Source organism: Sorangium sp. So ce836 (assembly GCF_028553905.1).
GTDB lineage: Bacteria > Myxococcota_A > Polyangia > Polyangiales > Polyangiaceae > Sorangium > Sorangium cellulosum_D.
In genome coordinates this window covers 7,332,633-7,359,145 of sequence record NZ_CP102233.1, presented here as the reverse complement: position 1 = coordinate 7,359,145, position 26,513 = coordinate 7,332,633, and the positions used below count along the sequence as shown (strand labels likewise).

The following is a 26,513-nucleotide window of genomic DNA, read 5'->3' as shown; positions in this document are numbered from 1 at the left end:
CGAAGATCCCGAACACCCGATCCTGAGGCGACCGTCACCCTCGGCGGCGGCGCGCGCCGCCCGGCCTGCTCCCGCGGCGCGAGCGCCCGAGCGCGTGGTGGAGCCCGCTCTGGAGCGAGCTCAGCGTGGCGATCCCCTGGAGATCGATGCCGATACCCACCATCGTCTGCGCGACCTCGGGGCCCACGCCGGTGAGGATGACCTCCGCGCCGAGCAGGTTGACCGCCTGGGTCGCCCGGATCAGCGCGTCCGCGATCTCGGCGTCCACCACCGGCACGCCGGTGACGTCGAGGATGACCGTGGCCGCGCGCTGCGCCACCACCCCATGCAGCAGCCGCTCCAGGAGCTGCTCGATGCGCACCCGATCGAGCCGACCGACGAGCGGCATCACCAGGATCCCCGCGTCGAGCGGGATGAGCGGCGTCGACAGCTCGCGGATCGTCGCCTCCTGCGCGTGGATCATCTGCTCTTGAAGGGCCGCCCGCTCCACCTCGGCCCGCCGGAGCTCGGTCACGTCGTACCCCTCGGCGATCAGGAGGACGATCTCGCCCGACGCGTCGACGATCGGCTTCATCTTGAGGTCGAGCGCGGCCACGCGCCCGCCCGTCCCGTGGATCTCCAGCTCGCACGAGGCTCGCGCGCCCGACGCCGCCTCCTCCACGCACGCCTTCAGCCGCTCCTCCACGCCCGGCGCGCCGCCCCAGAACGGCGCGCGCCAGAGCGGCTCGCCGCGGCCCTGCTCGGGGCGAGCCCCGGTGAAATCGGCCATGGTCCGGTTGGACTCGAGCAGCTCTCCCCTCGGGGTGAGCAGGCTGATGAACATCGAGGTCTCGTCGAAGATCGCTCGAAACTTCTGCTCGCTCTCGCGCAGCGCCTGCTCGCGCCGCAGCTGCTCGGTCAGCGGGCGCGAGAAGGCCGAGAAGAACTGCTCGTCGCCGCTCCGGACGAGGTGAGAGCTCACCTCGACGTCGATCAGGCGGCCGTCCTTGTGGAGGTGCCTCGTGATGAAGCGGAGCGCCCCCTTCGCCCGGATCTCATCCATGATCGCGGCGGCCTCGTGCGGCGGCTGCGGGTCGATCTGGCCAATGTGCATCGTCAGGAGCTCGCTCCGGTCGTAACCCACGATGCTCGCGAAGGATGGATTGCAGTCGAGGATCTCGCCGTTCATCCCGAGGACGTGGAACCCCTCGACGGCCGCCTGCAGGATCAGCCGCGTCCGCTCCTCCCGGCGCCCGAGCTGCTCGTGCAGCCGGTCGATCTCCTTGCGCAGGCCGGCGTTCTCCACCCGGAGCCGCTCGATGCTGTCGTGATCTGTCGCCACTTCGCTCTTCCTTCCGTCTTCCCCGCCGGTGCCGCCGAGCCCTGCCGAGGCGGCTCTCCCCCCGCGCGCCGCGGCCCTGCAGGGACGATAGCCGATCTTGGCGCCTCACCCGGGCTCCCGCCGGCCCGCGCGCGCCCTTTCCGCCCGCGGCCGGCGCGGCGGGCAACCTCAGCAGATCGGATGAAACCTGCGCGGCACGGCCCCCGCCACGGCCCAGCTGCGTGCGTCGCGCGGCGACGAGGCCCACCAGCGGCCGCGGCGCAGAGCGCGCGGCCGGCGCGCGACCCGAGCCGCACACCACGCGGCACACCCCGGTGCGCCGCGACGCACCACCCACCCGGAGGCGCGCCCGCTCCACAGTGATGTGTAATCCAGATTACGCCTATTGAGTTCGAGTCAATGGTGGGATGTACGTGCGATCACGCTGATTGTTGACACCTCCCGTGACAGCGAGTCCAATGTTTCCGCGAAGCGCGGCGATCAAGGAAACGCGAAGGCATGGGATCCTCGGACAGCACCCCTCGATGTGAGCGCGCCGGGCTGGTGGAGCTCCTCGGGCGGACGCTCGGCAGCGCCGCGGCGGCGGAGATCGTCGACCGGCAGGGCGAGCGGCTCGGGCTGAGGGAGCCCATCTTGCCGCTCGAGGCCGCGTACGAGGTGCTCGACTCGCTGGCGGCGATGCCCGGCGTGATCGGCGCCGCGGCCTGCCTCGCGCGGACCGAGCTGCGCGTCGCTTCGGTCCGGCGCCGGCTGGAGCAGCGGAATCGGCGGTAACCCGGGGCCCGCGGCGGGGCCGGAGTGAATCGAGAGGATCTTCATGTCTTCGGAACCAGCGAGTCGACCCATCCTCGTCGTGGACGACAATCCGGACATCCATGTGTTGATGGAGCGGATGCTCGTGCCCAGGCCGCTCCACGATCCGGAGATGGTCCGCGGGCTACAGGCCCTCGAGTCGCGCCTGTTCGGCGCAGAGGCGCCCGAGGAGGCCCCCGACCTCCTCCATGGCCTCAGGTTCACCATCGAGTCGGCCCACTCGGGCATGGATGGAATCGCGCTCGTCAAGGCCGATCCGAGCCGGTATTTCCTCGCCTTCGTCGACATGCGGATGCCGCCGGGCATCGACGGCATCCAGACGATCAAGGGGATCTGGAGCGTCGCGCCGGACATCTACACGGTCATCTGCACCGCCTACTCGGACTACAGCTGGGACGAGATCGCGAGCGAGCTCGGGTGTCCGCCGAACCTGCTCATCCTCCGCAAGCCGTTCGAGGCCATCGAGGTCCGGCAGATCGCCACCACCATCGCGCGCATGTACGACTCGCTCTCCGGCGTGAGGACGTCGGTGAGCCAGCTGGAGGAAGAGCTCGTGATCGCGATGGAGAGCGTGTCGCAGCTCGAGGAGCGGTCGAGGGCGCTCCTCGCCGAGATCGCCGAGCCGTGCCTCCTGCTCGACAGCGCGGGGGAGATCCTCGGCGCGAACCCGAGCGCCCACGACCTCTTCGGCGTGGACGAGAAGCTCCTTTACGGGCGCGACGTCGCGTCGGTGCTCGTCGACGTGCAGGCCCCGCTCTCGGCCGCCCGCGCGGTCGCGCGGAGCCGCCTCGTCAGCCCGCACAGCCGCGCGCTCGAGGCGAGCGTGACGCTGACCCCGCTCGGGTCGCAGCCCGGCGCGGGGGGCGAGTTCATCGCGCGGATCCGGGTGACCCAGGACGCGTGAGCGCGGCGTCGCCCCTGCCGGCGCGGCGTCGCCGGCGGCAGCCCCCGCCGGCGCGGCGCCGCCGCCGGCAGACAAACTCGATGTGTCGCGGCGGGGTTGCGCGCGTGTCATGAGGCCGCGACGCGCCCGAGCGCTCGGAGTTGCGCGCGTGTCATGAGGCCGCGACGCGCCTGAGCGATACGAGCACCCGCGCGGCCGACGGCCCGCGCGCGAGCGTGCGATGACCCTCCTTGCCCACGACAAGCCGCCTTCGCAGGCGAGAGCGCGCCCCGGCGCGGGCGCCCTCGCGCTGAAGTGGCTCGGGGTCGCGGTCGCCGCGGCCGCGCTCTGGAGCACGCTGCGCGGCGCGGATCTCCCGAGCGTCGCGGCGCTCCTCGCGTCGACGTCCGCGCCGATGATGGCGCTCGCCCTGATTCCCAACCTCGTCGCGCGGCTGCTCCAGGCCGAGGCGAGCCGGCGCGTCTTCGGCGCGCTCGCGCCGCCCGCGCCGTTCGGGCGGTACCTCTCGCTGACGCTGTCGACCGAGGCGCTCAACATGAGCGTCCCGGCCGGGGCCGCCCTCTCCGAGTCGGTCACGTTCTACCTGCTCCACCGGTGGTGCGGTGTCCCGGGGCCGCAGGGCATCGCCGGCATCGCGGCGCGCAGGTCGCTGATCCTCCTCGCCAACGCCGCCTACGTGGCGATCGCCCTGGCGCTCGGCTACGGCCACCTGGAGCGCGCCTCGGGCCCGCTGCTCGGCGCGCCCGGGCTCCCGTGGCTCGTCGTCCTCTCCGGGCTCGGCCTGCTCGCCGCCGCGCTCGCGCTCGCGGGCGCGCTCCTCTCGGGCACGGTCGCGTCGCGGCTCTTCGCGCAGCTCAGGCGGCTGCCCGGCCGCCGCGTGCGGGCCTTCGTCGAGGCGAGGGCCGCGGGCTTCTCCGCTGCCGATCGGCACGCCGCCGCGCTCGGAAAGCGGCGCGGCGCGCTCGCGGCGGCGGCGCTCCTGCTGCTCGCGATGTGGCTCGCCGAGGGGCTGGAGACGCTGTTCCTGCTCCGGCTGCTCCAGGTCGACGTCTCGCTCGCCGAGGTCCTGTCGTTCGAGGTCGTCCTCGCGCTCCTCCGCGCGGCCGCCTTCATGGTGCCGGCCGGGCTCGGCGTGCAGGACGCCGGCTACGTCGCCTTCCTCGGCGCGCTCGGCGTGCCCGCCGCGGCGACGGTCGGCGCCGCCTTCGTCCTCCTCAAGCGCGCCAAGGAGCTCGTCTGGATCGCCCTCGGCCTGCTCGTCTTCTTCGGCGGCCGCGCGGCCTTCCGCCCCGCGCCCGAGGCGGCCTGAGCCGGGCCGCCCGCGCGCGCCCGTTCCCGGCGAGGTGACAGGTACCTGCGTACCTGCGGCAGGTCTTGTATGCCCTCCGGCGGCCCGAGCGGGCGCGCGAGGCGGCGGCTCCCGCGGGAATGAGCGCGTCTATCGATCTGCGTTATCTCTCTTTCTCTTCAGGCCGCTCGCGGCCCCCAGCGCCACCGGCAGCCCGAGCAGCCGGCCTATCGCATCATGAGCTCACATCACGCGAATCCCACGCGTCGGGCGCTCCAGAGAATCAGACCCATCGGATCCATTCTCGCAGGATGGCCTCCAGCGCAGGCCGCTTGGCCTGGATGTCGTCTCCGTCGCTGAACGTCACGAGGCAGCGGTCCTTCGCGAGCCACTCCAGGAGACCCGCTGGGTCCGCGATCTTCACGCCGCTCGTCGCGGTCTCCTTCACCTTTGCCCCCATGTGGAGAACGAGCCGGACCCCCTCCTTGCCGCGCAAGTTGAACGTCGCGAAGTACTCCGTGGTCCGGAAGCTCGGCGCGTTCCACTTGATCCCCTCGCGGATCTCGGGGCTGGTGCCGAGGATGATCTGCCGAACGGCCTCGACGTCCTCCTTGCGCGGATGATCGAGCTCGCGCAGGAACGCGACCACGGCCTTGTCCTGCTGCGAGCTGCCAGGCTCGCGGGGGGCGGGCGCGTCCTTCCGCGTCTTCGCGCGCGGCTTGCTCGTTTTCTCGAGGGGGCTCGTCTTCGTTTTTCCAGGGGCCAAGGAGGCAGCTTCGCCGAGCGGCGACGCCTCGACAAGGCCCATCGGGTCCTCCTCGAGCGCCATGTTGGCCGCAGCGGGGCCGCTCAGGGAAGCGGTCGTGCACCTTCCATGCTCGCGGCCAGGACATCCACCCGGTCCGCTTCAGGTCTGCCCGCCGCCCGGGCGCCTTCGCTGGCATCGTTGCTCGCCGCTTGATATCGCGGATCGCTATCAGCTCCGCAGCGACCCTGCGCGCCGACGCCGCGCACATCCCTTTTATCCTCGACATGATGGAGGACTTCAACGCCGGCGAGGAGATCCCGTGGGATCGCGGCGCGATCGAGGCGAGCCTCCGGCGGCTGCTCGCCGGCGCCTCGGGTCATGATGACCAAGGAGCCCGAGGCGCGGTCCGGCGGGTGAGCGCCGGAGGGCACCTTCCGGCGGGTTGCGCGCCGGGCTAGCATCGCTGCCCGAGAGGCCAAGCTCCTCGCCGGCGAGACGCTGGCGCGCTGGATGGAGGCGCTCCCCGGAACGGGCGCCGCCGCGCCGGCCGAGGCGGTGCGGCTCGTCGAGGCGGTCGGCGCCGCGGTCGACAGGGCGCACGCGGCCGGCGTCGTGCACCGGGATCTGAAAGCCGGAACCGATCCAACCGGTCCAGGAACCGATCCAACCGGTCCAGGAACCGATCCAACCGGTCCAGGAACCGATCCGACCGGTCCAGGAACCGATCCAACCGGTCCAGGAACCGATCCGACCGGTCCAGGAACCGATCCAACCGGTCCAGGAACCGATCCAACCGGTCCAGGAACCGATCCAACCGGTCCAGGAACCGATCCAACCGGTCCAGGGCCGAGCCCTGGTCCCGGCCTGAGCGGCGCCCTAGTCTGCGCGGCGATGGACCCCGCCGCCGCCCGCGATCAGCGTATCGCCCAGATCCTGCTCTTCCTCACGCCCGCCATGTTCGCCGCCAACACGGTGCTGGCGCGCGCCACCGCCGACTTCATCCCGCCGGTGGCGCTGGCCGCGCTGCGCTGGTCCGGCGTCGTGCTGCTGCTCTTGCCCTTCTGCGGCGCCGAGCTCCGCCAGCGCCGCGACGCGCTGGCCCGCGAGTGGCGCGGCCTGCTCGTCCTCGGCCTGCTCGGCATGGGCATCTGCGGCGCCGGCGTGTATCTCGCCGCGGCCACCACCACGGCGACCAACATCGGCCTGCTCTATTCCTTCTCGCCGATCGGCATCATCCTGCTCTCGCGCGCCATGTTCGGCGAGCGCTTGACCCTGCGCCAGTCGCTCGGCGCGGCGCTGGCGCTCGCCGGCATGCTGGTCATCGTGCTGCGCGGCGATCCGGCGACGCTGCTCCGCTTGAGCTTCACCACGGGCGACCTGCTGATCCTGATCGCCGCCATGTCCTGGGCGCTCTACACCGTGCTGCTGAAGCGCTGGCCCAGCGCCCTCGGGGTCAACGCCCGGCTGACCGCCATCGCCGCGGCCGGGGTGATCGTGATGCTGCCCCTCCTCGCCTGGGAGCTGGCCGTGAAAGGCCCGCCGGCCTTCGATGCCCGCACGGTGGCGGCCGTCCTGACGCTGATCGTCGTGCCGGGCGCCGGCGCCTATGCCGCCTACAGCTATGTCACCAAGCACCTGGGCCCGAGCCGCACCGGGCTGATGCTCTATCTCTCGCCCATCTACACCGCCGCCATGGCGTGGCTGTTCCTCGGCGAGGCCTTCGCGGCCCACCACTGGATCGGCGCGGCCCTGGCCGTGCCGGGGCTGTACCTCGCCACCCACAAGCCGGCGCCGCCCGAGACGCGCTGATCATGCCCGTGCCGGCGCGGCCTCCTTGCGCGGCCGCCCGGCGGCGCTGGGTCCCGCGGGCGCAGCGCGCGCCGCTCGCCGCCTCGGCGAGCGTGGTCCTCGACCCGTCAGCGCGAATTACGTCTTAAGCGGCCATGCATTCGCGATCGCCTGTTATGTGGACATCTATGTTCCAGTAGAGTGCCCGCGCCATGATGTCTCTGTGGACCATGCAGATCCCCAGGTAGTCGAGGTTCGGGGAGGTCGACTCGCTTTCCGCCCTGTTGGCTGCAGCCCGGAGGGCCTTGAAGAAGGCTTCGAGCTTCGATTGTTCCGATTCCGACCTCAATCCCGCGCAGGGGCAACCGCAGCAAGGCGCGCGACTGTGGACGTGGGGGGACGTCGTGGCGTGAAAACGTGGACCACGGCAGGAGCGCCAAGGTATCCTTCCCCCGAGGTCTTGCGCGATGTCCGTCGAGGTGGTCGAGGGGGCAATCTTCGCCGGCCGTTACCGGCTGATTCGCCGCCTCGCCGCGGGCGCCATGGGCGCGGTGTACGAGGCGCTCCACCTCGGGACGGATCGCCGGTGGGCGCTCAAGGTGATGCTCTCCCACATCATCGAGCGCCCCGAGCTCCGGAGGCGGTTCGAGCTCGAGGCGCGCGTGACCGCGCCCATCGAGAGCCCATACATCGTGGAGGTCTTCGACGCCGGGGTCGACGACGCGACCGCACAAAGGGAATGTCACCGCCGTGGCGAGCGAGATGGGCAAGGCGCGGATGCAGATCCAGCGCTGGCTCAAGCGGTATGGGATCGACGCGGAGCGATTCCGGAGATGACCGCGCTCCCGACCGGCGGCGGGCGCGACGTCAGTTGCAGCTCTTGCCGCAGACGCTGGCGACCTTGCTGACGCAACGGCTGTCCCAGGCGTCCGTGCAGCAGGACGAGTCGACCGCGCAGAGGCTCGCGACGCAGTTGGCCTGGGCCGCGTCGCAGCCCGAGGTCAGCGCGGCGCCGGTGGTGCAGGGCGCGTGCGCGCAGGAACCACCGCCGCAGGCCAGGCTGTTGGCGATCGTGCGCACCTCCGTGACGCAGAGGTTATCCCAGCTGGTGTTGCAGCAGTAGGCATCCGCGTTGCAGACGCTCGCGATCGTCCGGCTGCACTCCTTGGCGAGCGGCGCACCGGTCGTGCACTTGTCGTGCGAACAACGGTCTTCTTTCTGCTCGATCCGATAGAAGCAATCCCCACAATTCAAAGTGGCGGCGTCGAAGATGTTCACCTTGACACGGCAGTCCCGAGCGTCGTTCGACGCCCAGCCCACCGCATGGCAGCTCCCGTTCCCGCCGTTCCACACCTCGTGGGAATCACGCACGTAACCTGGTCCGCAGTCGCCACCTACGACGAGATCGAAGCTCCTCGCTCCCCCGAGGTTGCCGCAGTGATGGACCGAAGAGTAGTAGGCGTTGATCTCTTGTTGCGCCTCGGCCACGTCCTCCGCGGGATCGTCGGCCTCATCGGACCCGCCCAGCTCGGGGTCTCCAGCGGCGCTCTCCGCGTCCACGGCGCAACCGACCGCGAGCGAGAAGACAAGAGCAAGCGCGCCGCCGAGGGCGCTCCGGCAGGTGATGCTGGTCATCGTATCTCTCCGAAATGAAGGTTGTAGTTCGAGCCGCCCGTGCGGGTTCGCTCGGACGCGTGCACCAGAGAGTCCCCCGTGCAGCGCGACTGCACCGGGACAATCAGCAATGCACGTGCCACTCGGGATGAGCGGGACCATCCGCGCTCGCGGGCGGGGACGGCGCTCGTCCGCCCGGGGAGGTCACGGGTCGAGCGCCTGTCGCTCGCAGCGAACGAGCCGCGAAAGGAGCCGCAGCGCGGCGGCGCAACAGCGCAACAGCGCTCGCGGAGCCCGGCGTCGCCGCGGCAGGCGGCGGGGAGCGGCCCTTTCCCCGGGCACATGCAGGGGTGCCACAAGGACTGCCACGCCTGCAACCTCGGGGCGCGGCACAGGCGCTCCCGGACACCTCGTCGCTCCGCTCGATCGAGCGCCGGAGCTCGATGTGCCGTGTCGAGGCGGTCGGCGCGAACTATCGCTCGGATGAGCTCAGAAGAACCCGATCGGCCCCGGCGACCACGGCAGCTCCACCGCCTCGCCGATCGCGGGCAGCGCGACGCGGCGGAGCCCCCCGTCGCGCCACGCGAGGAGCACGAGCCCAGGATCCTCGAGCGGCGCGCCCAGATCGATCTCGAGCCGCGAGGGCCTCCCGTCCTCGACCTCCGCGACCCTGATCGTGGCGCCGCACTGGCGGACCTCGTAGCCCGGCGGGATCGGCGCCGACGGCGCGCGGTAGAGGGTCTCGAACGCCCCGAGCAGCATCGTGCGGCCGAGCGGCGCGAGGGTGAACGAGGACGGGCCGGTGCGCGTGAGGCGGTGCGGCGCCTTGGCCGTCGAGAGCATCGACCAGCACGAGAAGGCCTCGGGCGACTCCAGGGCGAGGACCGCCTGAGGATAGATGGACGCCATCGGATCCGAGGAGGCGGCGAGGAAGACCCGCTTGCGGGGCGGCGCCCCGATCTCGGCGGTGCGGGCGATCTGCTCGAGCTTCCGCGCGGCGTACGCGTTCGACAGCGTGGCGACGAGGAACATGGGCGGCGCGAGCGCGACGTGCACGACGCCGAAGAAGCCCGCGCCGGCGCGGCGGGCCCACGACGCGAGCCCGGGCGACGGGCCCGGGCGGAGCCCGCGCAGGATGAGAACGGCGAGGAGCGGCGCGATCCCGAGGTTCGGCAGCATCAGGACGCGCGACCCCGGGAAGCCGCCGACGGTCGTGATGAGCGTGAGGAGCGCCCCGGGGACGAGCCAGCGCAGGGCGGCGCGCTCGCGCTCGGGGATGGCGGGCAGGCAAGCGCGGTAGAGCAGGGCGACGCCGGCGGTCGCCGCGAGGCCGACGGCGATGAAGGCGCCCACGGGGAGCGCGGCAGAGAACTCGGCGGGCACGCTCACGAGGGCGTTGGCGATCAGGGCGGGCAGGCGCACCGCCGCCGTGGCGGCGAACCGGAGCGGGTTGGAGAGCGGGTCGACGTAACCGCCGGTGTGCGCGGCGCCGCCGCCCACCGCCTTGTAGGCGGCGAAGTACACGAGGAGGCCGAGCGCCGGGAGCGCCGCGGTCGCCCGGGCGCGAACGCCGGCCGCGCGGCCCGGCGGCACGGGGCCGGCGAGCTGGTAGGCGACCCAGTACGCCGCCCCGCCGAGGGCCGCCTCGCCGCCGAGGAGCCCGATCCCGAGCCCGAGCGGGCCCAGGTACCGCCCGGGCCGCCAACCCTCGTCGCGGTAGCGGAGATACGCCAGGAGCCCGAGCACCACCGGGAGCGCCGTGATCAGGAAGTGCTGGCAGGAGATCCAGCCGGCCGGCTGCATGTGGCTCGCGCTCACCGCGAAGATCAGCAGCGCGAGCGCCGCGGTCGCGCGCGGGAGCACCCGCAGAAAGAGCCTGCCGGCGGCCGCGACCACCGCGATGTACAGCGCGATGGAGACGAGGTGGTACCCGAGCGGGGCGTGGCCGAAGACGGCGCGCTCGAGCGTGATCAGCGCGCTCGTCAGGGGGCGGACGAGGTGGAGCCGGAGCTCGGGATCGGTCCACCACGGCATCCCGGTGAGCGCGATGTTCGCCCGCGTCTCGTGCGGGTCGCCGCTGACGAATTGGTAGAGATCGTACCAGGGAGGCGAGCCGGGGATCAGCTCGGCGAGATAGCACAGCAGGAGGTAGTCATCGCTGTAGAAGCCGACGATCACCGTGAACGCCGCCAGGGCGAGCGCGAGGAGCAAGACGGTGTCGAAGAAGCGAGGGTGGCAGAGCCACCGCTCGAAGCGATGGGAAGGGGCCGGTTCCATTCGAAGCTGCGACATAGGGCACGCGCGGCGCGCCGTGTAGATCGACGCCGCGCGCCCCGCGCCGCGGCGCCGCGCCCCTGCTCCCTCGCTCGAGTCTCTCCGATAGACGTCGAGGTCGAGCGGACCGCGGCGTCAGGGCAGCTCCTCGCCGCGGCGGAAGACGAGGGGCGAGTCGGGCGGCGGTCACCGCATCTCCGCGGCGGCGCCGCGGATGAGCTGCAGGAGGTCGCGCCGCATGTCGCCGCTCACCGTGTGGCCGACGCCCGGGTAGCTCTCCAGCCTCGCCTTGACGCCGCGCCCGGCGAGCGCCGCGATCGCGTCGCGCGTCGGGCCGAACGGCACGCGCCGATCGGCGTCGCCGTGCAGCGCGACGAGCGCCGGGGCCGCCGGATCCGCCGCGCTCGCGCCGGACAGCACCGCGGGGGGGACCCAGCCGCTCACGGGGAAGGCGGCGCCGACCACGCGCGGGTGGTGCAGGGCGAGCGCGAACGTGAGCGCGCCGCCCTGGGAAAAGCCGGTCACGATGGCCTTGCCCCGCGTCGGCCGCTCGGCGGAGATCCGCTCGATCGTCGCCGCGAGCGCGGCGGCCGCGCGCAGGATGCCCTGTCCCACGGCGTCGCTCGCGAGCGCCTGCTGGAGCGGAAACCACGAGTAGCCGTCGCCGTACGGCGCGAGCCCGCGCGGCACGACGAGGCGCGCCTTGACGTCGGCGCCCGACAGGAGCCCCGCGAACGACTCGGGCCTGTCGCCGAGCCCGTGAATGGCGACGATCAGGGGGAGCGCCTCGCTCCTGTCCGCGCCGCCGGTGATCTCCTCGAGGAACTCGACCTCCGCGGGCGCCACGGCGGCCGGCGCGCTCGCGGCCGGCGCCTCCTTTGCGGGGCCCGCCGGAGCGCCCCCCGACGGCGGCGCCGCCCGCCGCTCGCAGCCAGAGACGGCCGCGAGCGACGCGAGGGCGAGCGCCGACCAGGTGGAGACGAGCCGAGCGCGGTAGGTGCGCATGAGCGGCATACCCGAGTGGTCCCCCTGCCGGCCGCTCAGCTGAGGAGCTCGACCTGGACCTCGACGGTGGTCTTCTGGCCGCCGCGGAGCAGGTCGACCTTCACCTTCTCGCCCGGCTTCTTGCTGTCGAGGGCGTTGTAGAGCGCGTCGTAGTCGTCGACCGGCGCGCCGTCGATCCCGACGATCACGTCGCCCAGCACGAGCCCGCGGTCGCCCTCGGAGAGGCCGCGCAGGCCCGCCTTGGCGGCGGGGCCGCCGGGGACGACGCCCATCACGATGACGCCGCGGATGCCGTTGCGCCGCTCGAGGCGGTGGGCCGGGTCGAGCTGGATGCCGAGGCCGACCGTCTCGGCCTTGCCGGTCCTGATGATCTGCGGGACCACCCGCGCGATCGTCGTCGAGGGCACGGCGAAGCCGATGCCGGCGGAGGTGCCGCTCTTCGAGAAGATCATCGTGTTCATCCCGATGAGGTGCCCGCTCGAGTCGAGCAGCGGGCCGCCGGAGTTGCCGGGGTTGATGGCGGCGTCGGTCTGGATCATGTCGCGGATGGTCACGCCGCCCGCGCCCTCGACCTGGCGCCCGAGCGCGCTGATGATGCCGGTCGTCAGGGTGTGATCGAGGCCGAACGGGTTGCCGATGGCGATCGCCTTCTGCCCGACCTCGAGCGGCTCGCGCAGGGGCGCCACTTGGATCGGCTTGAGCATCTCCTTGGGCGCGTCGATCTTGAGCACGGCGATGTCCTTGCGCGGCTCGACGCCGACGAGCTTCGCCGGGAACGTCTTCTCCCCCTGGAGCTGGACGACGAGCGACTGCGCGTTGTCCACGACGTGGAAGTTCGTGACGATGTGCCCGTCCGCGTCCCAGACGAAGCCCGAGCCCGAGCCGGCGGGCACCTCGACCGCGGTGCCCCAGAAGCGGTCCACGACGAGGCGGCGCTGCGTCACGAACACCGTCGCCGGCGCGACCTCGCGGAACACGGAGATCGTGTTGCGTTCGTCCTCGATGAGCGCGCTCTTCGACGGCGGCGGGACGGGCGGCGGCATCGTCTGGAGCGTCGCCGAGGTCGTCGGCGCCGCGGGCGCGTCGGGGGCCGTCGTGGCGCTCTGCGACGGGCCGCCGGGGCTGGGCTTCCCCTTGCATCCAGGGGCGGCGGCGAGCGCGGCGACGGCGACGAAGGCGGGGAGTCGAGCGTGTCTGCGGTGGCGCATGCGGCGCAATCTAGCCTGACCTAGGCGAGGCGTCTCCCCTGCGGCGCGCGCCGCCGGGAGGTGCGGCGGTCTGCCGCGCGCAACGGATGCGCGGACGTCCGCGCATCCGCGTCGGCGCCGGATCGGATCCGAGATGCAAACCGGCCAAGTTGCGGTAGAGGTGGCCCTGACGGATGAAGCCCATGACGCCAACTTCAACGAAACTTCAGACCACCCCCCCGGCCGCGAAGGAGCCCGTCAAGGTGCTCCTGCTCGAGAACATCCACCAGAGCGCCCACGAGCTCTTTCGAACGCGGTCGTTCGAGATCGAGACGCGTAGCTCCGCGCTGAAGGAGGACGAGCTGATCGCCGCGCTCGAGGGCGTGGACATGATCGGCATCCGCAGCAAGACGCACGTCACCGCGCGCGTCCTGGAGAACGCCCCCAAGCTGCTCTCCATCGGCTGCTTCTGCATCGGCACGAACCAGGTCGACCTCGAGGCGGCGAACCGCCGCGGGGTGCCGGTGTTCAACGCGCCGTTCAGCAATACGCGCAGCGTCGCCGAGATGATCATCGCCGAGTGCGTCATGCTCGCCCGGCAGCTCGGCGACCGGTCGCGCGAGGTGCACGCCGGCACGTGGAAGAAGGTCTCGAAGGCCTGCTACGAGGTCCGCGGCAAGACGATCGGCCTCATCGGCTACGGCCACATCGGCCAGCAGCTCGGCGTGCTCGCCGAGGCGATGGGGATGCGGGTCGTCTACTACGACATCGCCCAGAAGCTCCCGATGGGCAACAACCGCCCGCTGCCGACGCTGGAGGCGCTGCTCGCGGAGTCGGATTTCGTGTCGCTCCACGTGCCGGCGACGCCGGAGACGCACAAGATGATCGGCGCGGCCGAGCTCGCGCACATGCGCAAAGGCTCGTACCTGCTCAACGCGAGCCGCGGCTCGGTCGTGGTGATCCCGGCGCTGGCCGAGGCGCTGAAGAGCGGGCACCTTTCGGGCGCGGCGATCGACGTCTACCCGGAGGAGCCGGAGTCGAACTCGGACGGCTTCCACACGGAGCTGCAGCGGCTGCCGAACGTGATCCTGACGCCGCACATCGGCGGCTCGACCGAGGAGGCGCAGGAGGCCATCGGCCGCGAGGTGTCGCGCGCGCTGACGCAGTTCGTGACCACGGGGGCGACGACGGGCGCGGTGAACTTCCCGAACGTGGAGCTGCCGCCGCTGAAGGGCACGCACCGCATCCTCAACGTCCACCGCAACGTGCCGGGCGTGCTCCGCGACGTGAACCGGATCGTGTCGGACGTGAACGCCAACATCGACAGCCAGGTGCTGTCGACGGACGCGAACATCGGCTACCTCATCATGGACCTGTCGCAGGACGTGTCGGCGGAGGTGGGCCGTCGGATCGGGGCGCTGGAGACCAGCCTCCGGACGCGCGTTCTTTACTGAGGAGCGGCGCGGGGCGCTGCCGCGGGCTGCCCGGCCGCCCGCGGCGCGCGGCCACGTCGATGGGGGGATCGCGGAGGCGATCCCCCTCAGGCCGGGGCCTCGACCCGGCCCCGCGCGCGCCGCGACGCCGGATCGTCCCCGGCGAAGATGAAGGCGAAGACGACGAACGCGGCCCACAGCGCCGCGAGGTGGTAGAGCATCGCGACGCCGCCCGAGGCCTCGTAGATGGCGCTCGACGCCGGGGGGCCGAGGAGCATCCCGGCGGCGTAGAAGACGTTGTAGATCGAGTTCGCGCGGCTGTAGTCGCGCGGCGCGGTGACGACGCCCTGGAGCGCGAGGCTGAGCGGCGAGATCGACGCGAGCGTCGCCCCGGCGACGAGCACCGCCGCGCACATCACGTCGTAGCGATCGAGGTACACGAAGCCGAGGATCATCAGCGTGCCGATCGCGCCGAGCGCGCGCATGAGGGACAGGTGGCCGCGGCGGTCGCCGAGCCGGCCGAAGACGTTGGTGAAGGCGAGCATGCCGGCCGCGAAGTAGGCGGGGATCTGGATCGTCTGATCGCGCGTCACCCCCTTCGACGCCATCAGGTAGAGCGGGAGGAACAGCACGACCGAGGCCTGGAAATAGCCGTAGGCGAAGGTCGCGAAGCACGCGGTCTTGATGCGCCACAAGATCGACGCGGAGGACGCCGCGGGCTCCGCCAAGGCCGCCGCCTCGGGCTCCCCGTGCGCCCCGGAGATGCCCGGTAGATCGCGGTCGAGGCGCGCGAGCACGAGGACCGCCGCGATCAGCGAGATGACGCAGGAGAGGAGGAACGCCGTGCGCATCGAGGAGAGCGCGAGGATGGTCGGCGCGCAGAGCGGACCGAGGACGTAGCCGAGCGCCATCGAGATCGCGTAGATGCTCGTGATGAACGCCTTGTTGTCCTTGTCCGAGCGGGCGAGGAGGATCGTCTCGCAGCTCACCCAGATGCCGACCGAGCAAGCCCCGTCGAGGAAGCGCACCGCGGCGATCGCGGCGAAGCCCGGCAGGAGCGGGAAGGCGCCGATCGCGGCCGCGTACCCGGCCAGCGAGAGCACCAGCGTGGTCTTGGCCGAGAACCGGCGGATGAGCGCGTCCATCGGCAGCGAGAGCAGGACGATGCCGAGCGCGAAGCACGACGCGAGCAGCCCGATGTCGGTCTTGGTGAACCCGCGCTCGTTCAGGAAGACCGCCGTGAGGGAGATGGCGATGCCGTAGGCGAGGCCGAGAAGAAAGATGGCGCCGTAGATGAGCCAGATATTCCGATCAGGGATGCGGCGGAGCATGATCGCCGGGCAGGTTCGATCGGCCGCTCCGCCGTGTCAAACGGGTCCATGGCGGCGAAAAGCCGCGCTGACGCCGCTCCTCGGGCTGGCGCGCGCGCGACGACCTCAGCGTCGCGCCGGCGCGCGGGCTTCACCGCAGGAACTCGAGCAGGAGCTGATTGACCCGCTCCGGCCGGTCGTACAGCACGCCGTGGCTCGCGTCGGGGATGCGGGCGACTCGCGCGTTCGGGACCAGCTCCGGATCCGGCGCGGCGAGCTCGGCGCCGAGATAGCGATCGTGCTCGCCCCAGATCACCAGCACGGGGACGTCGACGCGGGTCGGCTTGGAGATCCCGCGCAGGCTGCCCGGGCGGAACATGGCGCGGTAGTAGTTGATCGTGGCCGTGAGCGCGCCCGGCTGCGACCACGACGCGACATAGCGGGCGAGATCGTCGTCGCTCATCGCGCCCGGGCGCTGCGGATCGTTCTTCAGCGCCTCGCGGAGCAGCGCGTAATCGCTCCGCTGGGCGACGAGCTCGGGGACCCTCGGGAGCTGGAAGAAGAACATGTACCAGCTCTTGCGGAGCTGCCGTGCCGTGCGGAACCCGGCGAGCAGCTTCTGGGGGTGAGGACAGTTGAGGATGACCAGCCGCTCGAGGAGCGCGGGATACTGCATCGCGAACGTCCAGGCGACGCCGCCGCCCCAGTCGTGGCCGACCACGGCCGCGGCGCGCTCCGCGCCCGACGCCTCGATGAGCGCCGCCACGTCCGCGGTCAGCTCGCCGATCGCGTAGGCGCCGACGCCGCGGGGCTTGTCCGAGAGGTTGTAGCCGCGCATGTCCGGCGCGATCACGCGGTAACCCGCCTCGACCAGCGCGGGGATCTGGTGGCGCCACGAGTACCAGAGCTCGGGAAAGCCGTGGAGGAGCACGACCAGCGGCCCCTCGCCCGCCTCGACGTAGTGAAGGCGCACGCCGCTTCGTTCGGTGAACCGGTGCGATAGCTTGGATTCGTCGAGGGTCATCGTCTCCCCTTTCTTCAGGACGGCCGCGGGGGCCGATCGCGCGCTGAACGGCTGGTTGTTGGCACGGTGCTAGAGGCCGCTCGAGGCTCCGGGAGGGCGAGCGCCTCCCGTCGAGCGAGGCCGCGGTTCTATCACGGAGGGCCGCCGCCCCGGAGCGCCGCCAGGATCGCGCGCCGGCCGCGGTGACGATCGCAGAGCGCCCGGAGCTCGTCGCGAGCGAGCAGCCGATCCACGTAGAGCTCCGCCATCACCGGATACGGCACGTCGTGCACGAGCACGCCATACCGCACCTCCACCTCGGGCGGCGACGCCTCGCGGCCGTCCGGCGCGAACACGCGCACGAGCGGCGGCCGCTGAAAGGACACCAGCACGCGCTCCGCGCTCCACCCCAGGAAGACCCACGCCTTCGTCTTCCGGCGCTCGCGGTCGTAGAAGACGGGCACCATCATCCGGGCGTCCCGCCCGAGATCGGGGTCGTCCTGCGCGCGAAAGCGCCGGAACTCCTCGACGTCGTGCTCGCGCCCGCGCCCCGACCCGAGCGCGCCGTCCTGGTCCGGCAGCAGGCCCACGAGCGCGCAGGCCGCGCGGAACGCCGGATCCATGGCCTCGTCGAGCGACATCCCGAGATCGCTCGCCGCGGCGGCGGCCGCGCCGAAGAACAGCCCCTCGATCCGGGCGAGCTCCTCGGAGAGCGGGAGCTCGACCGGCCCCTCGGGCGTGAGGCGCTCGAGGCGCGCCAGCGCGTCGGCGCCGAACGCGCCCTCGAGCGCCTTCCGGACGAAGCGGTACCCGAGCGAGCGGCGGAGGAAATACGAGACCGTGGGCTCGGCCGCGAGCTCCGGCAGGACGTCGATCTCGACGCGCGGCTGGGGGCGCGGGAACGGCGGGGCGCAGCTCGGCGCGGGCACCGCGAGCTGCTTGACGTGCGCCTCGCGCGTGAGCGCGAGGACGCCCTCGAACAGCGCCAGCAGGTGCTCGCGGTACCGGCGATCGAGCGACACGCGCGAGGCCTCCGGCGCGCGCTCCGGCGCGACGAGCGGCTCGAGCGACCAGGTCTGGTAGTCGTACCAGCCGGAGCGCTCGGTGGGCCGGAGATCCACGCGGCCGTCGCGGATGCGCGCCGCGAGCTCGCCCATCAGGTCGAACCCCTCCGGGATCGGGCCGTCCTCGAAGAGCTTGTTCGCCAGGTCGGCCTCGACGGAGCGCGACGGCGGGAAGATCGCGTGGGCGCGCCCGATCTCGACCTGGCCGCGATCGAGGGAGCGGAGCACGGGCGTCAGGTCGGGGGTGTCCGGCGGGCCCGTGAGCCGCGACGCGAGGGCGAGCACGCCCTCGTACGTGGTCCGCGCGGCCGCCTCGTCGCGCAGGGCGCGGGCGAGCGCCTCGACCTGGCCGGGCTCGTCGAGCGGCGTCTGGAGCAGCCGGTCCTGCTGGAAGACGCGCCGGAGCGGCTCGCTCCACGTGTAGATCCCGAGCGGCTTCGAGCGGCGCTCGTCCGCGAGGAACTCGCCGCGCACGCGCGCGACCTCGGCCGCGAGCGCGGGTGGAACGTCCCTGGCCGCCCCGCCGAGCCGCGCCGCGGACAGCAGCAGCGCGGCCGGGATCGCCGGGGCGCCGTGGGGGAGGGCGGCGAGCCAGGTCTCGATCAGGTAGGCCTTGCCGCGCAGGCGCCCCGCGCCTTGCTGCGCGGCGAGCTCCACCGCCGCGACGAGGCCGTCGTCGAACTGCTTGGCCTTGTGCGCGAGCAGCGCCGCCGAGACCATGCGCGACGCCAGCCGGGCGTCCCGGAGCGTGGCGAAGAGCTCGGGCTCGTCCTCGTCTCCCTCGGCCGGGATGGAGAGGCAGAGCGTCTGATGCGCGAGATCGGCCTCGACCCGGTAGCCCTGGACCAGCCAAGACCGTCTCCTCGACGGCGCGGAGGGCGCCGTCGCCTCTGAGCGGGTCGAGCCGTCTGCCGCCGTCCCAGGGCCGTTCGCGCGAGGCGCTGGCGGTTCCGGCCGAGGCGCTGGCGATTCCGCGCGAGGCGCGGGCGATTCCGGCCGAGGCGCCGGCGCCCCTCCACACGGCGCCGCTCCGTCGGCGCGCGGCGCCAACGCCTCTGTCGATGCCGGAAGACCACGCCGTCGCCGGAGCCAATCGAGCAGTCCCATGCGTCTCGGCGGGGAGTATGACCGCGCGGGCGCCCGGGCGCGACGCCGAGCTCACGAGAGCGGTTGTTCTGGCAGGCCGGGTGAGGGGAGCTGAAGAGGGCCAGAGACGGCGGCTTGTGTCCGGGTCGGAGCGCGTCTGCCCCTCACGCCGGGGCCCTTCGGCCGAGCGGGCCTCGCGGCGCGCTCAGACGTCGATGATCTTGCCGGGGTTCATGAGGTTCAGCGGATCGAGCACCCGCTTGATCGAGCGCATGATCGCGAGCTCCTCGGCCGAGCGCGAGTAGGGCAGGTATTCCTTCTTCAGCAGGCCGATGCCGTGCTCGGCGGAGATGCTGCCGCGGTACTTCTTCACGAGCGTGAAGATCGCGTGATCCGCCTCGTGGGTGCGCCGGAGGAACTCCTCGCGCGTGAGGCTGTCGGGCTTCATCACGTTGATGTGGAGATTGCCGTCGCCGATGTGGCCGAAGAGCGCGATCTCCCACCCTGGATAGCGAGCCTCGAACAGGCTCTCCAGCTCGGAGCAGAAGCCCTCGAGCTCCTGGATCGGGAGCGACACGTCGTTCTTGTGCGGCAGCCCGGTCGCCGACAGGCTCTCGCTGATCCCCTCGCGGAGCGCCCAGAGCTCGGCGGCCTGCGCCCCGTGCTGCGCGAGCGTGCCGTCGGTGACCAGCCCGCGCTCGAACAGCGAGGTGATCCACGCCTCGAGCGCCTCGGGCTCGCCGCGCTCGACCTCGATGAGCACGTAGTAGTCCGACGGCGCGGAGAGCGGCACGCGCACGTTGCGGTGGCGGCGCAGGCGCGCCTGGCACTTCTCGGTGAAGAACTCGTAGGCCATCACGACGAACGGCCCCATCCGCGCCTCGCGGAACAGCGCGAGCACGCCGGCGAGGTCCGGCACCGCGAACAGGAACACGTTGAGCCCCTCGGGCACCCGCGTGAGCTTGAGGGTCGCCTCCGTGATGATCCCGAGCGTGCCCTCGCTCCCGATGAAGAGCTGGCGCAGGTCGATCCCGGTGTTGTTCTTCTCGAGCGCGCCGTTCATGTCGAGCACGGCGCCGCTCGCGGTCACGACGGTGAGCCCGAGCACCCACTGGCGCGTGAGGCCGTAGCGGATGACCTTCACGCCGCCGGCGTTCGTCGCGATGTTGCCGCCGACCTGGCTCGACCCCTTGGAGGCGAAGTCGACCGGCCAGGTGAGGCCGTACGGCGCGACGTGCTGGTGCACCGCCTCGGTCACGGCGCCGGCCTCGACGCGCACGGTCGCGCCGAGCACGTCGACCGGCCCCATCTTGCGCATCCGCTCGAGCGACACGACGAGCTCGCCCCGCGCCGCCACGGCGCCGGCCGCGAGCCCGGTGCGCCCGCCCGAGGGCACCACCGGGACGCGGTGCTCGGAGCAGAGGCGCAGCAGCCGCGAGACCTCGTCGGTCGAGCGCGGGAGCGCGAGGGCCGAGGGCTTCGGCTCGTGGACCTTGGTCCAGTCGCGGCCGAACGTCGCGAGGTCGGACGCGTCCGTGGAGAGGAAATCCGCGGGAAACTCGCGCTGGACGGCCGCGAGGAAGTCGCCGGGAAGGCCGGGAAGTGGGGTCATGGCCGGCTCGGTACTGCGGCGTGGCGGCGAGGGCAAGCGGCCTTCGCGGCTCAGCCGACGTCCGGGATCTCGCCTCGGAAGTGCGCGCCGACGAGCTGCACGGTCGCGCCCACCGCGCGGAGGGCGGCGGTGAGCGCGTCGTCGTCCTCGACCGTGACGAGGAGGGCCTCGAGGGCGCGCGGGGCGTGGGGGCGGATGGCGTCGAGCAGGGGAGCGGCGAGCTCCGGCGCGGCCACGCGGAAGGGAAACGCGCCGGGGAGGAAGGGGTCGAAGTTGGCGAACCCCAGCGGGGCGGCGCCCGGCGCCGCGGGGTCGACGAGGCAGAGGAGCACGAGGCCGCCCCGGCCGCGCGCCTCGGCGACCTGGCCGGGCAGCAAGCCGAACGCCGCCTCCACCGCGGCGTCGTCGGGCGGCTCCGCCGGGCGGGCGGCGACCGGGCGCGCAGGGCGCGGAAGGCGAGCCGCGGCGTCCCAGGCGAGCTGGAACGTGGTCATGGCGTAGACCTGCTCCATGCCGGCGCTCCGGTAGAGCCGCACGGCGGCGGTGTTGTCCGGCTTGACGTTGAGGCACCAGCGCGCGCAGCCGCGGCCGCGGAGGTGCGCGGCGACGGCGCGCATGACGTCGGCGCCGAGCCCGCGGCCGCGGTGGGACGGCGCGACGACGATGTGCCGCACATAGCCGACCCCGCGCAGCGGCTGGACATAGGCGTAGGCGACCACCTCGCCGCCCTCCTCGAAGAAGAGGGTGTCTTTGGCCAAGGCGCTCTCCCAGCGCTCGCGCGGAAGCACCGGGTTGTCGATGCCGAGCTCCACGAACAGCCGGGCAAAATGGTCATAATCCGATGGGCGCGCCGGGCGCGCGATGAGGCGAAGCATGGGGCGAGCTTACAGTCGGGGGCGCTGCGCGTCCCACGGATCCCGGGCGCGAGCCGCTCGCCGCGCGAGCGTTGCGGCGCCGCGTCCAGCACGGCACCGTGATGGGGCCATGAGCAACGCACTCGGCGTGGACGGTGGCGCGGGCGCCCGCGGCGCGCTCGAGGGCGCCGCGGCTGCGGGCGCGGCCAGCGGGTCGATCCTCGCGGGCCGCGCGGCGCTGCTCGCCGCGCTCGCCCTCGCGCCGGCCGCGTGCGACCGCGCGGCCGCCGGGGCGCCCTCGACCGACGGCGGCGCCGCGGCCGACGGCGGCGCCGCGGCCGACGGCGCGTCGGCCGGCGATGCGGCCAGCAGCGGCGCTTCCGGCGCGGACGGCGCTTCCGGCGGGGGCGACGCTGGCGACGGGAGCGACGCTGGCGACGGGAGCGACGCTGGCGACGGGAGCGACGCTGGCGGCGACGGAGGCGAGGGAGGCGGCGGGGAGGGCGGAGCGCTGAGCTGGGAGCCGGTCGAGACGGACTGGTGCTCGGCGGGGTGGATCGGCCTGGACGAGCACACCTGTTTCCACGTGCCGGAGACCGCGCCCCGCGGCGCGCCGATCCTTTATGTGCTGCACGGGGCCATGGCGCCCGACGCGCTGCCGGTGGCCCTCCAGGCGATCGCGGCGGAGGCCGCCGCGGCGCTCGGGGTCGTCGCGGTGTTCCCGCGCGGAAGGCCGGGGCTGTGCACCTGGGATCCGTCCGTCGAGACCTATTTCTGCTGGCCGACGCGCCGCGAGACGGTCGACGCTGCGGCGCCCGCCCTGCTCCAGGAGTGGATGAGCGCCGAGGCGCGGATGGCACGGATCCTCGGGGGAACGTTCGGCCGGCGTTACGTCATGGGCTTCTCCAACGGGGGGTATTTCGCGAGCTACGTGGCGCTGGAAGGCCTCGTCCCCGTCGACGGCGCCGGGCTCGTCGGCGCCGGCCGGATGGTCATCGAGGAGCACCTGTTCTCCCAGGAGAGGCCGCCGATCCATATCGCCGTCGGCGGTGAGGAGCTCGCTTCCACGATCGCGAGCGCCGAGAACCTCGCCGACGTGCTCACGCAGCACGGCTGGGAGCACGAGCTCGTGGTGCACCCCGGGCGCGGCCACGAGATCCGCGCCGACGACTTCGCGCTGGCCTGGAAAACCTGGGTCGCCGTCCCCTGAGCGCGCCGGCCGACGCCGCGCGCGCCGTCCCCTGAGCGCGCCGGCCCCGCCGCGCACCGGCCCGACAGGAGCGCTGGTGCGCGCGCCGCGAGACGCCCGGAGCGCTCTTCCCGAGCACCTTTGCTCACATGGGCGCAGAGGAGATGGGCCGAGCGCGCCGTGCGGGCGGCGCGGATCGCCCGAGAGCGGTGAGTGTCAGTATGCCGCTGTCGCTCATTGCCCCACCTTGCCGGTGAGGAGGCCTCGAATCGTCGGAGACGCCTCGTGGAGGCGCCCTGCGTCGAGAAGTCCACCGCTCGTGAAAGGCGTGTTTTGCGTGGCTCGTCGCGTCGCGCGAGGGCGCCTGCCGCGGCGAGCGCCTGTGCGCTGCGCGCGCCCCGAAGCGCCTTATCTGCCCAAGCGATCCGGCGCGGGTGAACGGGCCTCCGCCGCCGCGTCGTGCGCTGTTTAGGATTGTCGGTTTGTCGCTGCCTCCCACCCGCCGCGCGGGCCGCCGGGCGGCAGCCTGTGCACACCGGCTCTCGGGCATGAGCGCTGCTCTCTGCGCAATCCGACTGGCCTGACGCCCCGCGGATGTCGCGGGTCGTGGAAGGGGGAGAAATGGTCGAGCTGATGAAGAGCAGGTGGATGCATGTTGCGATGGCGATGGCCGCTCTGACCGCCGGGTGCGCGGCGGGCGAGGCTGGCGCCGACGAGGCCGACATGGACGAGCCCGAGGCCGTTGAGGTCGAGGAGACCTCGCAGGCGCTGTACGGCTTTCTGAATCCGCGGAGCTGCGGCTTGGGCGGCGGGAACTGGGGCGGCGGGAACTGGGGCGGCGGGAACTGGGGCGGCGGGAACTGGGGCGGCGGGAACTGGGGCCCGGGCTGGGGCGGCGGGAACTGGGGCGGCGGAAGCTGTGGCGGCGGGAACTGGGGCCCGGGCTGGCCGACCTTCCCGCCCAAGCCCTGCTTCGGCAACAGCTGGAGGCCGTTCAACTCGTACAATCCGTTCAACTCTGGCAACTTCAGCCCTGGCTACGGCTTCGGCAACTGCAACAACAGGTGGTAGTCCCCCGGAGCCGGCGCAGCCAGGCGAACGCGAGCTCCGGCCCCGCGCCACGGCGCGGATCGCGCTCGGGGCCTCGTGAGGGCGTCGCTCGGTGCCCGGCGCCTGAGCCGCGGGTGGCCTGAGACGAGCCGCCGGGGCCTGGCCGCCGGGAGCGCGCGTAAATGCGCTGCTCCCGGCGGCCGGGCGTCCGAAGTCTGCGATTCCGCTAAGGCCGTGCTGCGACGGCTGCGTTGCACGGCACCCCACGTGATGCATTTTGGGACATCGCCGGCCGGCGTGGATGAGCTCGGCTCGGGCGCAGAGAAACTGCCCAGCTCGCAGCACACCCCGGCGCAGATGGCGCGCCCAGGCGCGGTGTCTGCGCCGGCGCCGCCGGCGGTGAGCCCGCTCGCGGCGCCGCGCAGCGCCCGGCGCCTGCGGCACCGGGCTCGTCGGCGCACTCCGCATTCCGGATCGCTTCTTGCTCCGGTCCGCTGCGCGCTGACGCGCCGCCTGCCGAGATCCGCGCCGGCGTCCTCGAGGAATCCTCCCCATGATGCGCTTTGCGACACCCGTCTCGCGTTACATGACGTGCGCAGTCATCACGGCGCCCGACACGACCCCGCTGCCCGAGGTCCACCGCTTGTTGGGCGAACACGCAATTTCTTGCGTACCGATCCTGGACGCGGCGTCGCGCGCGATCGGCGTGCTGTCTCGCACCGACCTGCTCCGGCTCGGCCGGTTCGAGACGAAGACGAACAGCCGCGGGATGCTGCTGACCTTGCCCGATGTCCCGGCGCGCGACGTCCTGCGCCCGGGGATCATCACGGTCGGGCGCACGACGCTGGTCGTCCAGGCGGCGAGCGTGCTGCTGAAGCACCGCATCCACCGCGTCTTCGTCCGCGATGACGACACCTTGACCGGGGTCTTCAGCACGAAGGATCTCCTCTTGGCCCTCGTCGAGGCGCGGGAGGCGACGCCGATCGCCGAGCTCATGTCGGCCCCCGCGTACACGATCCCGCTCGACGCGCCGCTCGCGCTCGCGGCCGATCGGCTCACGACGGCGCAGGTGAGCGGGCTCGTTGTGGTGGACCCGGGCGGCTGGCCGGTGGGGATGTTCACCCAGACCGAGGCGCTGCTCGCGCACGGCGTGCTCTCGGACTCGCCGGTCGAGGACGTGATGAGCCCTGCCATGGTCTGTCTCGACGTCCGGACGCCGCTCCACCGGGCCGCGGCCGCCGCGCACGCGGCGCAGGCGCGGCGCGTGCTCGTGGTGCAGGGGCGGCGGCTCCGCGGCGTGCTGACGGGCCTGGACTTCGCGCGCGCCGTCGCCGGGACGGGCCTGATCTCCACGGCCGCGAGGTCCAAAGCCGGCTAGCGCCGCCCGCCAGGAGGCCAGCGCCGCCCGCCGGGAGGCCAGCGCCGCCCGCCGGGAGGCCAGCGCCGCCCGCCGGGAGGCCAGCGCCGCCCGCCGGGAGGCCAGCGCCGCCCGCCGCCAGGAGGCCGGCCACGGATGGCCGGCGCCGGAGCCAGCGCGGCCGCAAAGCGAACGCCAGACGCTGCTCGAGGATGTCTCGCCTTGGCACACCTTGTCTTACGTGCAGAGTTCCGCTCGCGCGAGGGCGCTCCGGGGCTGCCGACGGGGGATGCGCCATGAGAGCGCGTCGAGCTCGCCGGTTGAATGTCGGCGGGCATCCGTGCACCGAAGTGGGGCGGTGAGGTTACTCCTTATATCTCAGTGGTATCACCCCGAGCCCATTTCCCGGGCCCACCTGCTCGCCGAGGCGCTGGCGGCGCGCGGGCACGAGGTGACATCGATCACCGCATTCCCGAGCTACCCGCACGGCCGCCTCTACCCGGGATACAGGCAGCGCCTCTGGGACGTGGAGCACGTGAACGGCACCCGGGTGATACGGCTCCCGATCTACCTCGACCACAGCCGATCGCGCCTGCGACGGACGCTCAACTACGCGAGCTTCGGCGCCTCGACCGCGCTGCTCGGCCCGGCGCTCGCAGGGCGGGCGGACGTCGCCTGGGTCCACAATCCGCCGCCGAGCCTCGCTGTCGCGGCCTCCTGGCTCGCCGCGCTCCGCGGGATCCCGTGGGTGTACGAGGTCCAGGACCTGTGGCCCGAGACCGCGGCCGCGTCAGGCATGCTCGGCAACCCGCACGTGTTCGCCGGCATCGATCGGGTGAACCGCGCCCTGTACCGGAGGGCCGCGTCGCTCATCGTGATCAGCCCTGGCCTCGCGCGCGCGCTCACGCGCAAAGGCGTCCCGGCCGACAAGGTGCACCTGATCCCGAACTGGGCGGACGACCGCATCTATCAGCCGGTGGAGCCCGATCCGCAGCTCGCCGCGGAGCACGGGCTGACAGGGCGGTTCGTGGTCCTGTTCGCGGGCAACATGGGCGCCGCCCAGGCGCTCTCCAGCGTGCTCGACGCGGCGGCGCTGCTGCGGGACCTCGACGACGTGCGGTTCGTCATGGTCGGTGACGGGATCGACGCGCCCCGGCTCCGGCGCGAGGCCGAGGTGCGCGCCCTGTCCAACATCGTCTTCATCGGCCAGCAGCCCCACGAGCGCATGCCTCATCTCTTCGCGCTCGCCGACGTGCTGCTCTCGCACCTGAAGCGGGATCCGTGCTTCGAGCTCACGATCCCCTCGAAGATCCCGGCCTACATGGCCGCGGGCCGGCCGGTGCTCGTCGCGGCGAGCGGGGATCCGGCGGATCTGGTCCGGGAGAGCGGGGCGGGCCTCGCCTGCGAGCCCGAGGATCCGGCGGCGCTCGCGGCCGCGGTGCGGCGGCTGCGCGACATGACGCCCGAGGCGCGGTGCGCGATGGGGGAGGCGGGCCGCCGCCATTTCCTTCGCTGGTTCACGCGCGACGCGCTGGTGACTCGCTACGAGGAGGTCTTCGCGCGCGCGGCGAGCTGAGCGCGTGACGAACGCGCCGGCGCATTCGTGCGCCAGC

Annotated in this window: 22 protein-coding genes; 11 read left to right on the top strand and 11 right to left on the bottom strand. The window is 72.6% G+C overall.

Translation table 11 applies throughout. The annotated features are described in order from the left end of the window. Positions 1-34: 34 nt before the first annotated feature. Positions 35-1,321, bottom strand: a complete 1,287-nt coding sequence (locus tag NQZ70_RS26440) for a PAS domain S-box protein (protein ID WP_129576684.1) — start codon at positions 1,319-1,321, stop codon at positions 35-37. 498 nt (positions 1,322-1,819) lie between these two features. Between NQZ70_RS26440 and NQZ70_RS26435 the strand changes: the two genes are divergently transcribed. From NQZ70_RS26435 to NQZ70_RS26425, 3 genes are all read left to right on the top strand, one after another. Further along, a complete protein-coding gene (locus tag NQZ70_RS26435; RefSeq protein ID WP_129576683.1) occupies positions 1,820-2,095 on the top strand; it encodes a hypothetical protein in 276 nt (91 codons plus the stop codon). A gap of 43 nt (positions 2,096-2,138) precedes the next feature. Then, positions 2,139-3,038 (top strand): PAS domain-containing protein, encoded by a 900-nt coding sequence (locus NQZ70_RS26430; RefSeq protein ID WP_129576682.1) that lies wholly within the window; start codon positions 2,139-2,141, stop codon positions 3,036-3,038. A 220-nt stretch (positions 3,039-3,258) separates the two neighbouring features. Further along, the gene (locus NQZ70_RS26425) at positions 3,259-4,347 is read left to right on the top strand and encodes a lysylphosphatidylglycerol synthase domain-containing protein (protein WP_129576681.1); all 1,089 of its coding nucleotides are present in this window, start codon (positions 3,259-3,261) and stop codon (positions 4,345-4,347) included. A gap of 262 nt (positions 4,348-4,609) precedes the next feature. Here the strand turns inward: NQZ70_RS26425 and NQZ70_RS26420 are convergent, their stop codons facing one another. Next, positions 4,610-5,134, bottom strand: a complete 525-nt coding sequence (locus tag NQZ70_RS26420) for a DUF1801 domain-containing protein (RefSeq protein ID WP_237244077.1) — start codon at positions 5,132-5,134, stop codon at positions 4,610-4,612. 224 nt (positions 5,135-5,358) lie between these two features. Between NQZ70_RS26420 and NQZ70_RS26415 the strand changes: the two genes are divergently transcribed. The 3 genes from NQZ70_RS26415 to NQZ70_RS26405 all read left to right on the top strand — a co-directional run bounded on the left by NQZ70_RS26415 (position 5,359) and on the right by NQZ70_RS26405 (position 7,770). Continuing rightward, complete coding sequence (locus tag NQZ70_RS26415) at positions 5,359-5,532, top strand: hypothetical protein (RefSeq protein WP_207217486.1); 174 nt, start codon at positions 5,359-5,361, stop codon at positions 5,530-5,532. Between the two features lie 433 nt (positions 5,533-5,965). After that, positions 5,966-6,883, top strand: a complete 918-nt coding sequence (locus tag NQZ70_RS26410; RefSeq protein WP_129581587.1) for a DMT family transporter — start codon at positions 5,966-5,968, stop codon at positions 6,881-6,883. 446 nt (positions 6,884-7,329) lie between these two features. Beyond that, positions 7,330-7,770 carry a hypothetical protein gene (locus tag NQZ70_RS26405; RefSeq protein WP_129576679.1) on the top strand — a complete coding sequence of 147 codons (441 nt, stop codon included), beginning with the start codon at positions 7,330-7,332 and terminating at the stop codon, positions 7,768-7,770. Here the strand turns inward: NQZ70_RS26405 and NQZ70_RS26400 are convergent. The 4 genes from NQZ70_RS26400 to NQZ70_RS26385 all read right to left on the bottom strand — a co-directional run bounded on the left by NQZ70_RS26400 (position 7,730) and on the right by NQZ70_RS26385 (position 12,963). Next, positions 7,730-8,497 carry a hypothetical protein gene (locus NQZ70_RS26400; protein WP_129576678.1) on the bottom strand — a complete coding sequence of 256 codons (768 nt, stop codon included), beginning with the start codon at positions 8,495-8,497 and terminating at the stop codon, positions 7,730-7,732. The two genes, NQZ70_RS26405 and NQZ70_RS26400, sit on opposite strands and share 41 nt — an antisense overlap. Positions 8,498-8,965: 468 nt before the next feature. After that, the gene (locus NQZ70_RS26395) at positions 8,966-10,753 is read right to left on the bottom strand and encodes a hypothetical protein (protein ID WP_129576677.1); all 1,788 of its coding nucleotides are present in this window, start codon (positions 10,751-10,753) and stop codon (positions 8,966-8,968) included. A 183-nt stretch (positions 10,754-10,936) separates the two neighbouring features. Further along, positions 10,937-11,764 (bottom strand): alpha/beta hydrolase, encoded by an 828-nt coding sequence (locus NQZ70_RS26390; protein WP_207217485.1) that lies wholly within the window; start codon positions 11,762-11,764, stop codon positions 10,937-10,939. A gap of 26 nt (positions 11,765-11,790) precedes the next feature. Then, positions 11,791-12,963: a S1C family serine protease gene (locus NQZ70_RS26385; protein ID WP_129576675.1), complete on the bottom strand. Its 1,173-nt coding sequence runs from the start codon at positions 12,961-12,963 to the stop codon at positions 11,791-11,793. 173 nt (positions 12,964-13,136) lie between these two features. Here NQZ70_RS26385 and serA point away from each other — a divergent pair, with 173 nt between their 5' ends. Beyond that, positions 13,137-14,396: a phosphoglycerate dehydrogenase gene (gene serA / locus NQZ70_RS26380; RefSeq protein ID WP_129576674.1), complete on the top strand. Its 1,260-nt coding sequence runs from the start codon at positions 13,137-13,139 to the stop codon at positions 14,394-14,396. Between the two features lie 86 nt (positions 14,397-14,482). Here serA and NQZ70_RS26375 read toward each other — a convergent pair whose 3' ends face one another. The 5 genes from NQZ70_RS26375 to NQZ70_RS26355 form a co-directional block, all read right to left on the bottom strand. Continuing rightward, on the bottom strand, positions 14,483-15,706 hold the full coding sequence (locus NQZ70_RS26375; RefSeq protein WP_129576673.1) for an MFS transporter: 1,224 nt from the start codon (positions 15,704-15,706) through the stop codon (positions 14,483-14,485). A 130-nt stretch (positions 15,707-15,836) separates the two neighbouring features. Then, on the bottom strand, positions 15,837-16,709 hold the full coding sequence (locus NQZ70_RS26370; protein WP_129576672.1) for an alpha/beta fold hydrolase: 873 nt from the start codon (positions 16,707-16,709) through the stop codon (positions 15,837-15,839). Positions 16,710-16,840: 131 nt separating this feature from the next. Continuing rightward, complete coding sequence (locus NQZ70_RS26365) at positions 16,841-18,472, bottom strand: hypothetical protein (protein ID WP_129576671.1); 1,632 nt, start codon at positions 18,470-18,472, stop codon at positions 16,841-16,843. 571 nt (positions 18,473-19,043) lie between these two features. Continuing rightward, a complete protein-coding gene (locus tag NQZ70_RS26360) occupies positions 19,044-20,450 on the bottom strand; it encodes an FAD-binding oxidoreductase (protein ID WP_129576670.1) in 1,407 nt (468 codons plus the stop codon). Between the two features lie 50 nt (positions 20,451-20,500). Beyond that, a complete protein-coding gene (locus tag NQZ70_RS26355; protein WP_129576669.1) occupies positions 20,501-21,325 on the bottom strand; it encodes a GNAT family N-acetyltransferase in 825 nt (274 codons plus the stop codon). 109 nt (positions 21,326-21,434) lie between these two features. Here NQZ70_RS26355 and NQZ70_RS26350 point away from each other — a divergent pair, with 109 nt between their 5' ends. From NQZ70_RS26350 to NQZ70_RS26335, 4 genes are all read left to right on the top strand, one after another. Then, on the top strand, positions 21,435-22,514 hold the full coding sequence (locus NQZ70_RS26350) for an alpha/beta hydrolase (RefSeq protein WP_129576668.1): 1,080 nt from the start codon (positions 21,435-21,437) through the stop codon (positions 22,512-22,514). A gap of 639 nt (positions 22,515-23,153) precedes the next feature. Beyond that, entirely contained in the window at positions 23,154-23,564 is a 411-nt protein-coding gene (locus NQZ70_RS26345; RefSeq protein ID WP_129576667.1) for a hypothetical protein, read from the top strand. A gap of 532 nt (positions 23,565-24,096) precedes the next feature. Continuing rightward, positions 24,097-24,921 (top strand): CBS domain-containing protein, encoded by an 825-nt coding sequence (locus NQZ70_RS26340; RefSeq protein ID WP_165374178.1) that lies wholly within the window; start codon positions 24,097-24,099, stop codon positions 24,919-24,921. Positions 24,922-25,258: 337 nt separating this feature from the next. Then, positions 25,259-26,476 carry a glycosyltransferase family 4 protein gene (locus NQZ70_RS26335; RefSeq protein WP_207217484.1) on the top strand — a complete coding sequence of 406 codons (1,218 nt, stop codon included), beginning with the start codon at positions 25,259-25,261 and terminating at the stop codon, positions 26,474-26,476. Positions 26,477-26,513 lie beyond the last annotated feature (37 nt).

What these genes read in the sequence shown, in the direction of transcription:
- NQZ70_RS26435 (WP_129576683.1), top strand. Translation starts at nt 1,820, where the DNA reads ATGGGATCCTCGGACAGCACCCCTCGATGTGAGCGCGCCGGGCTGGTG.
- NQZ70_RS26430 (WP_129576682.1), top strand. Translation starts at nt 2,139, where the DNA reads ATGTCTTCGGAACCAGCGAGTCGACCCATCCTCGTCGTGGACGACAAT.
- NQZ70_RS26425 (WP_129576681.1), top strand. Translation starts at nt 3,259, where the DNA reads ATGACCCTCCTTGCCCACGACAAGCCGCCTTCGCAGGCGAGAGCGCGC.
- NQZ70_RS26420 (WP_237244077.1), bottom strand. Translation starts at nt 5,134, where the DNA reads ATGGGCCTTGTCGAGGCGTCGCCGCTCGGCGAAGCTGCCTCCTTGGCC.
- NQZ70_RS26415 (WP_207217486.1), top strand. Translation starts at nt 5,359, where the DNA reads ATGATGGAGGACTTCAACGCCGGCGAGGAGATCCCGTGGGATCGCGGC.
- NQZ70_RS26410 (WP_129581587.1), top strand. Translation starts at nt 5,966, where the DNA reads ATGGACCCCGCCGCCGCCCGCGATCAGCGTATCGCCCAGATCCTGCTC.
- NQZ70_RS26405 (WP_129576679.1), top strand. Translation starts at nt 7,330, where the DNA reads ATGTCCGTCGAGGTGGTCGAGGGGGCAATCTTCGCCGGCCGTTACCGG.
- NQZ70_RS26400 (WP_129576678.1), bottom strand. Translation starts at nt 8,497, where the DNA reads ATGACCAGCATCACCTGCCGGAGCGCCCTCGGCGGCGCGCTTGCTCTT.
- NQZ70_RS26395 (WP_129576677.1), bottom strand. Translation starts at nt 10,753, where the DNA reads ATGGAACCGGCCCCTTCCCATCGCTTCGAGCGGTGGCTCTGCCACCCT.
- NQZ70_RS26390 (WP_207217485.1), bottom strand. Translation starts at nt 11,764, where the DNA reads ATGCCGCTCATGCGCACCTACCGCGCTCGGCTCGTCTCCACCTGGTCG.
- NQZ70_RS26385 (WP_129576675.1), bottom strand. Translation starts at nt 12,963, where the DNA reads ATGCGCCACCGCAGACACGCTCGACTCCCCGCCTTCGTCGCCGTCGCC.
- serA (WP_129576674.1), top strand. Translation starts at nt 13,137, where the DNA reads ATGAAGCCCATGACGCCAACTTCAACGAAACTTCAGACCACCCCCCCG.
- NQZ70_RS26375 (WP_129576673.1), bottom strand. Translation starts at nt 15,706, where the DNA reads ATGCTCCGCCGCATCCCTGATCGGAATATCTGGCTCATCTACGGCGCC.
- NQZ70_RS26370 (WP_129576672.1), bottom strand. Translation starts at nt 16,709, where the DNA reads ATGACCCTCGACGAATCCAAGCTATCGCACCGGTTCACCGAACGAAGC.
- NQZ70_RS26365 (WP_129576671.1), bottom strand. Translation starts at nt 18,472, where the DNA reads ATGGTCTCGGCGGCGCTGCTCGCGCACAAGGCCAAGCAGTTCGACGAC.
- NQZ70_RS26360 (WP_129576670.1), bottom strand. Translation starts at nt 20,450, where the DNA reads ATGACCCCACTTCCCGGCCTTCCCGGCGACTTCCTCGCGGCCGTCCAG.
- NQZ70_RS26355 (WP_129576669.1), bottom strand. Translation starts at nt 21,325, where the DNA reads ATGCTTCGCCTCATCGCGCGCCCGGCGCGCCCATCGGATTATGACCAT.
- NQZ70_RS26350 (WP_129576668.1), top strand. Translation starts at nt 21,435, where the DNA reads ATGAGCAACGCACTCGGCGTGGACGGTGGCGCGGGCGCCCGCGGCGCG.
- NQZ70_RS26345 (WP_129576667.1), top strand. Translation starts at nt 23,154, where the DNA reads ATGGCGATGGCCGCTCTGACCGCCGGGTGCGCGGCGGGCGAGGCTGGC.
- NQZ70_RS26340 (WP_165374178.1), top strand. Translation starts at nt 24,097, where the DNA reads ATGATGCGCTTTGCGACACCCGTCTCGCGTTACATGACGTGCGCAGTC.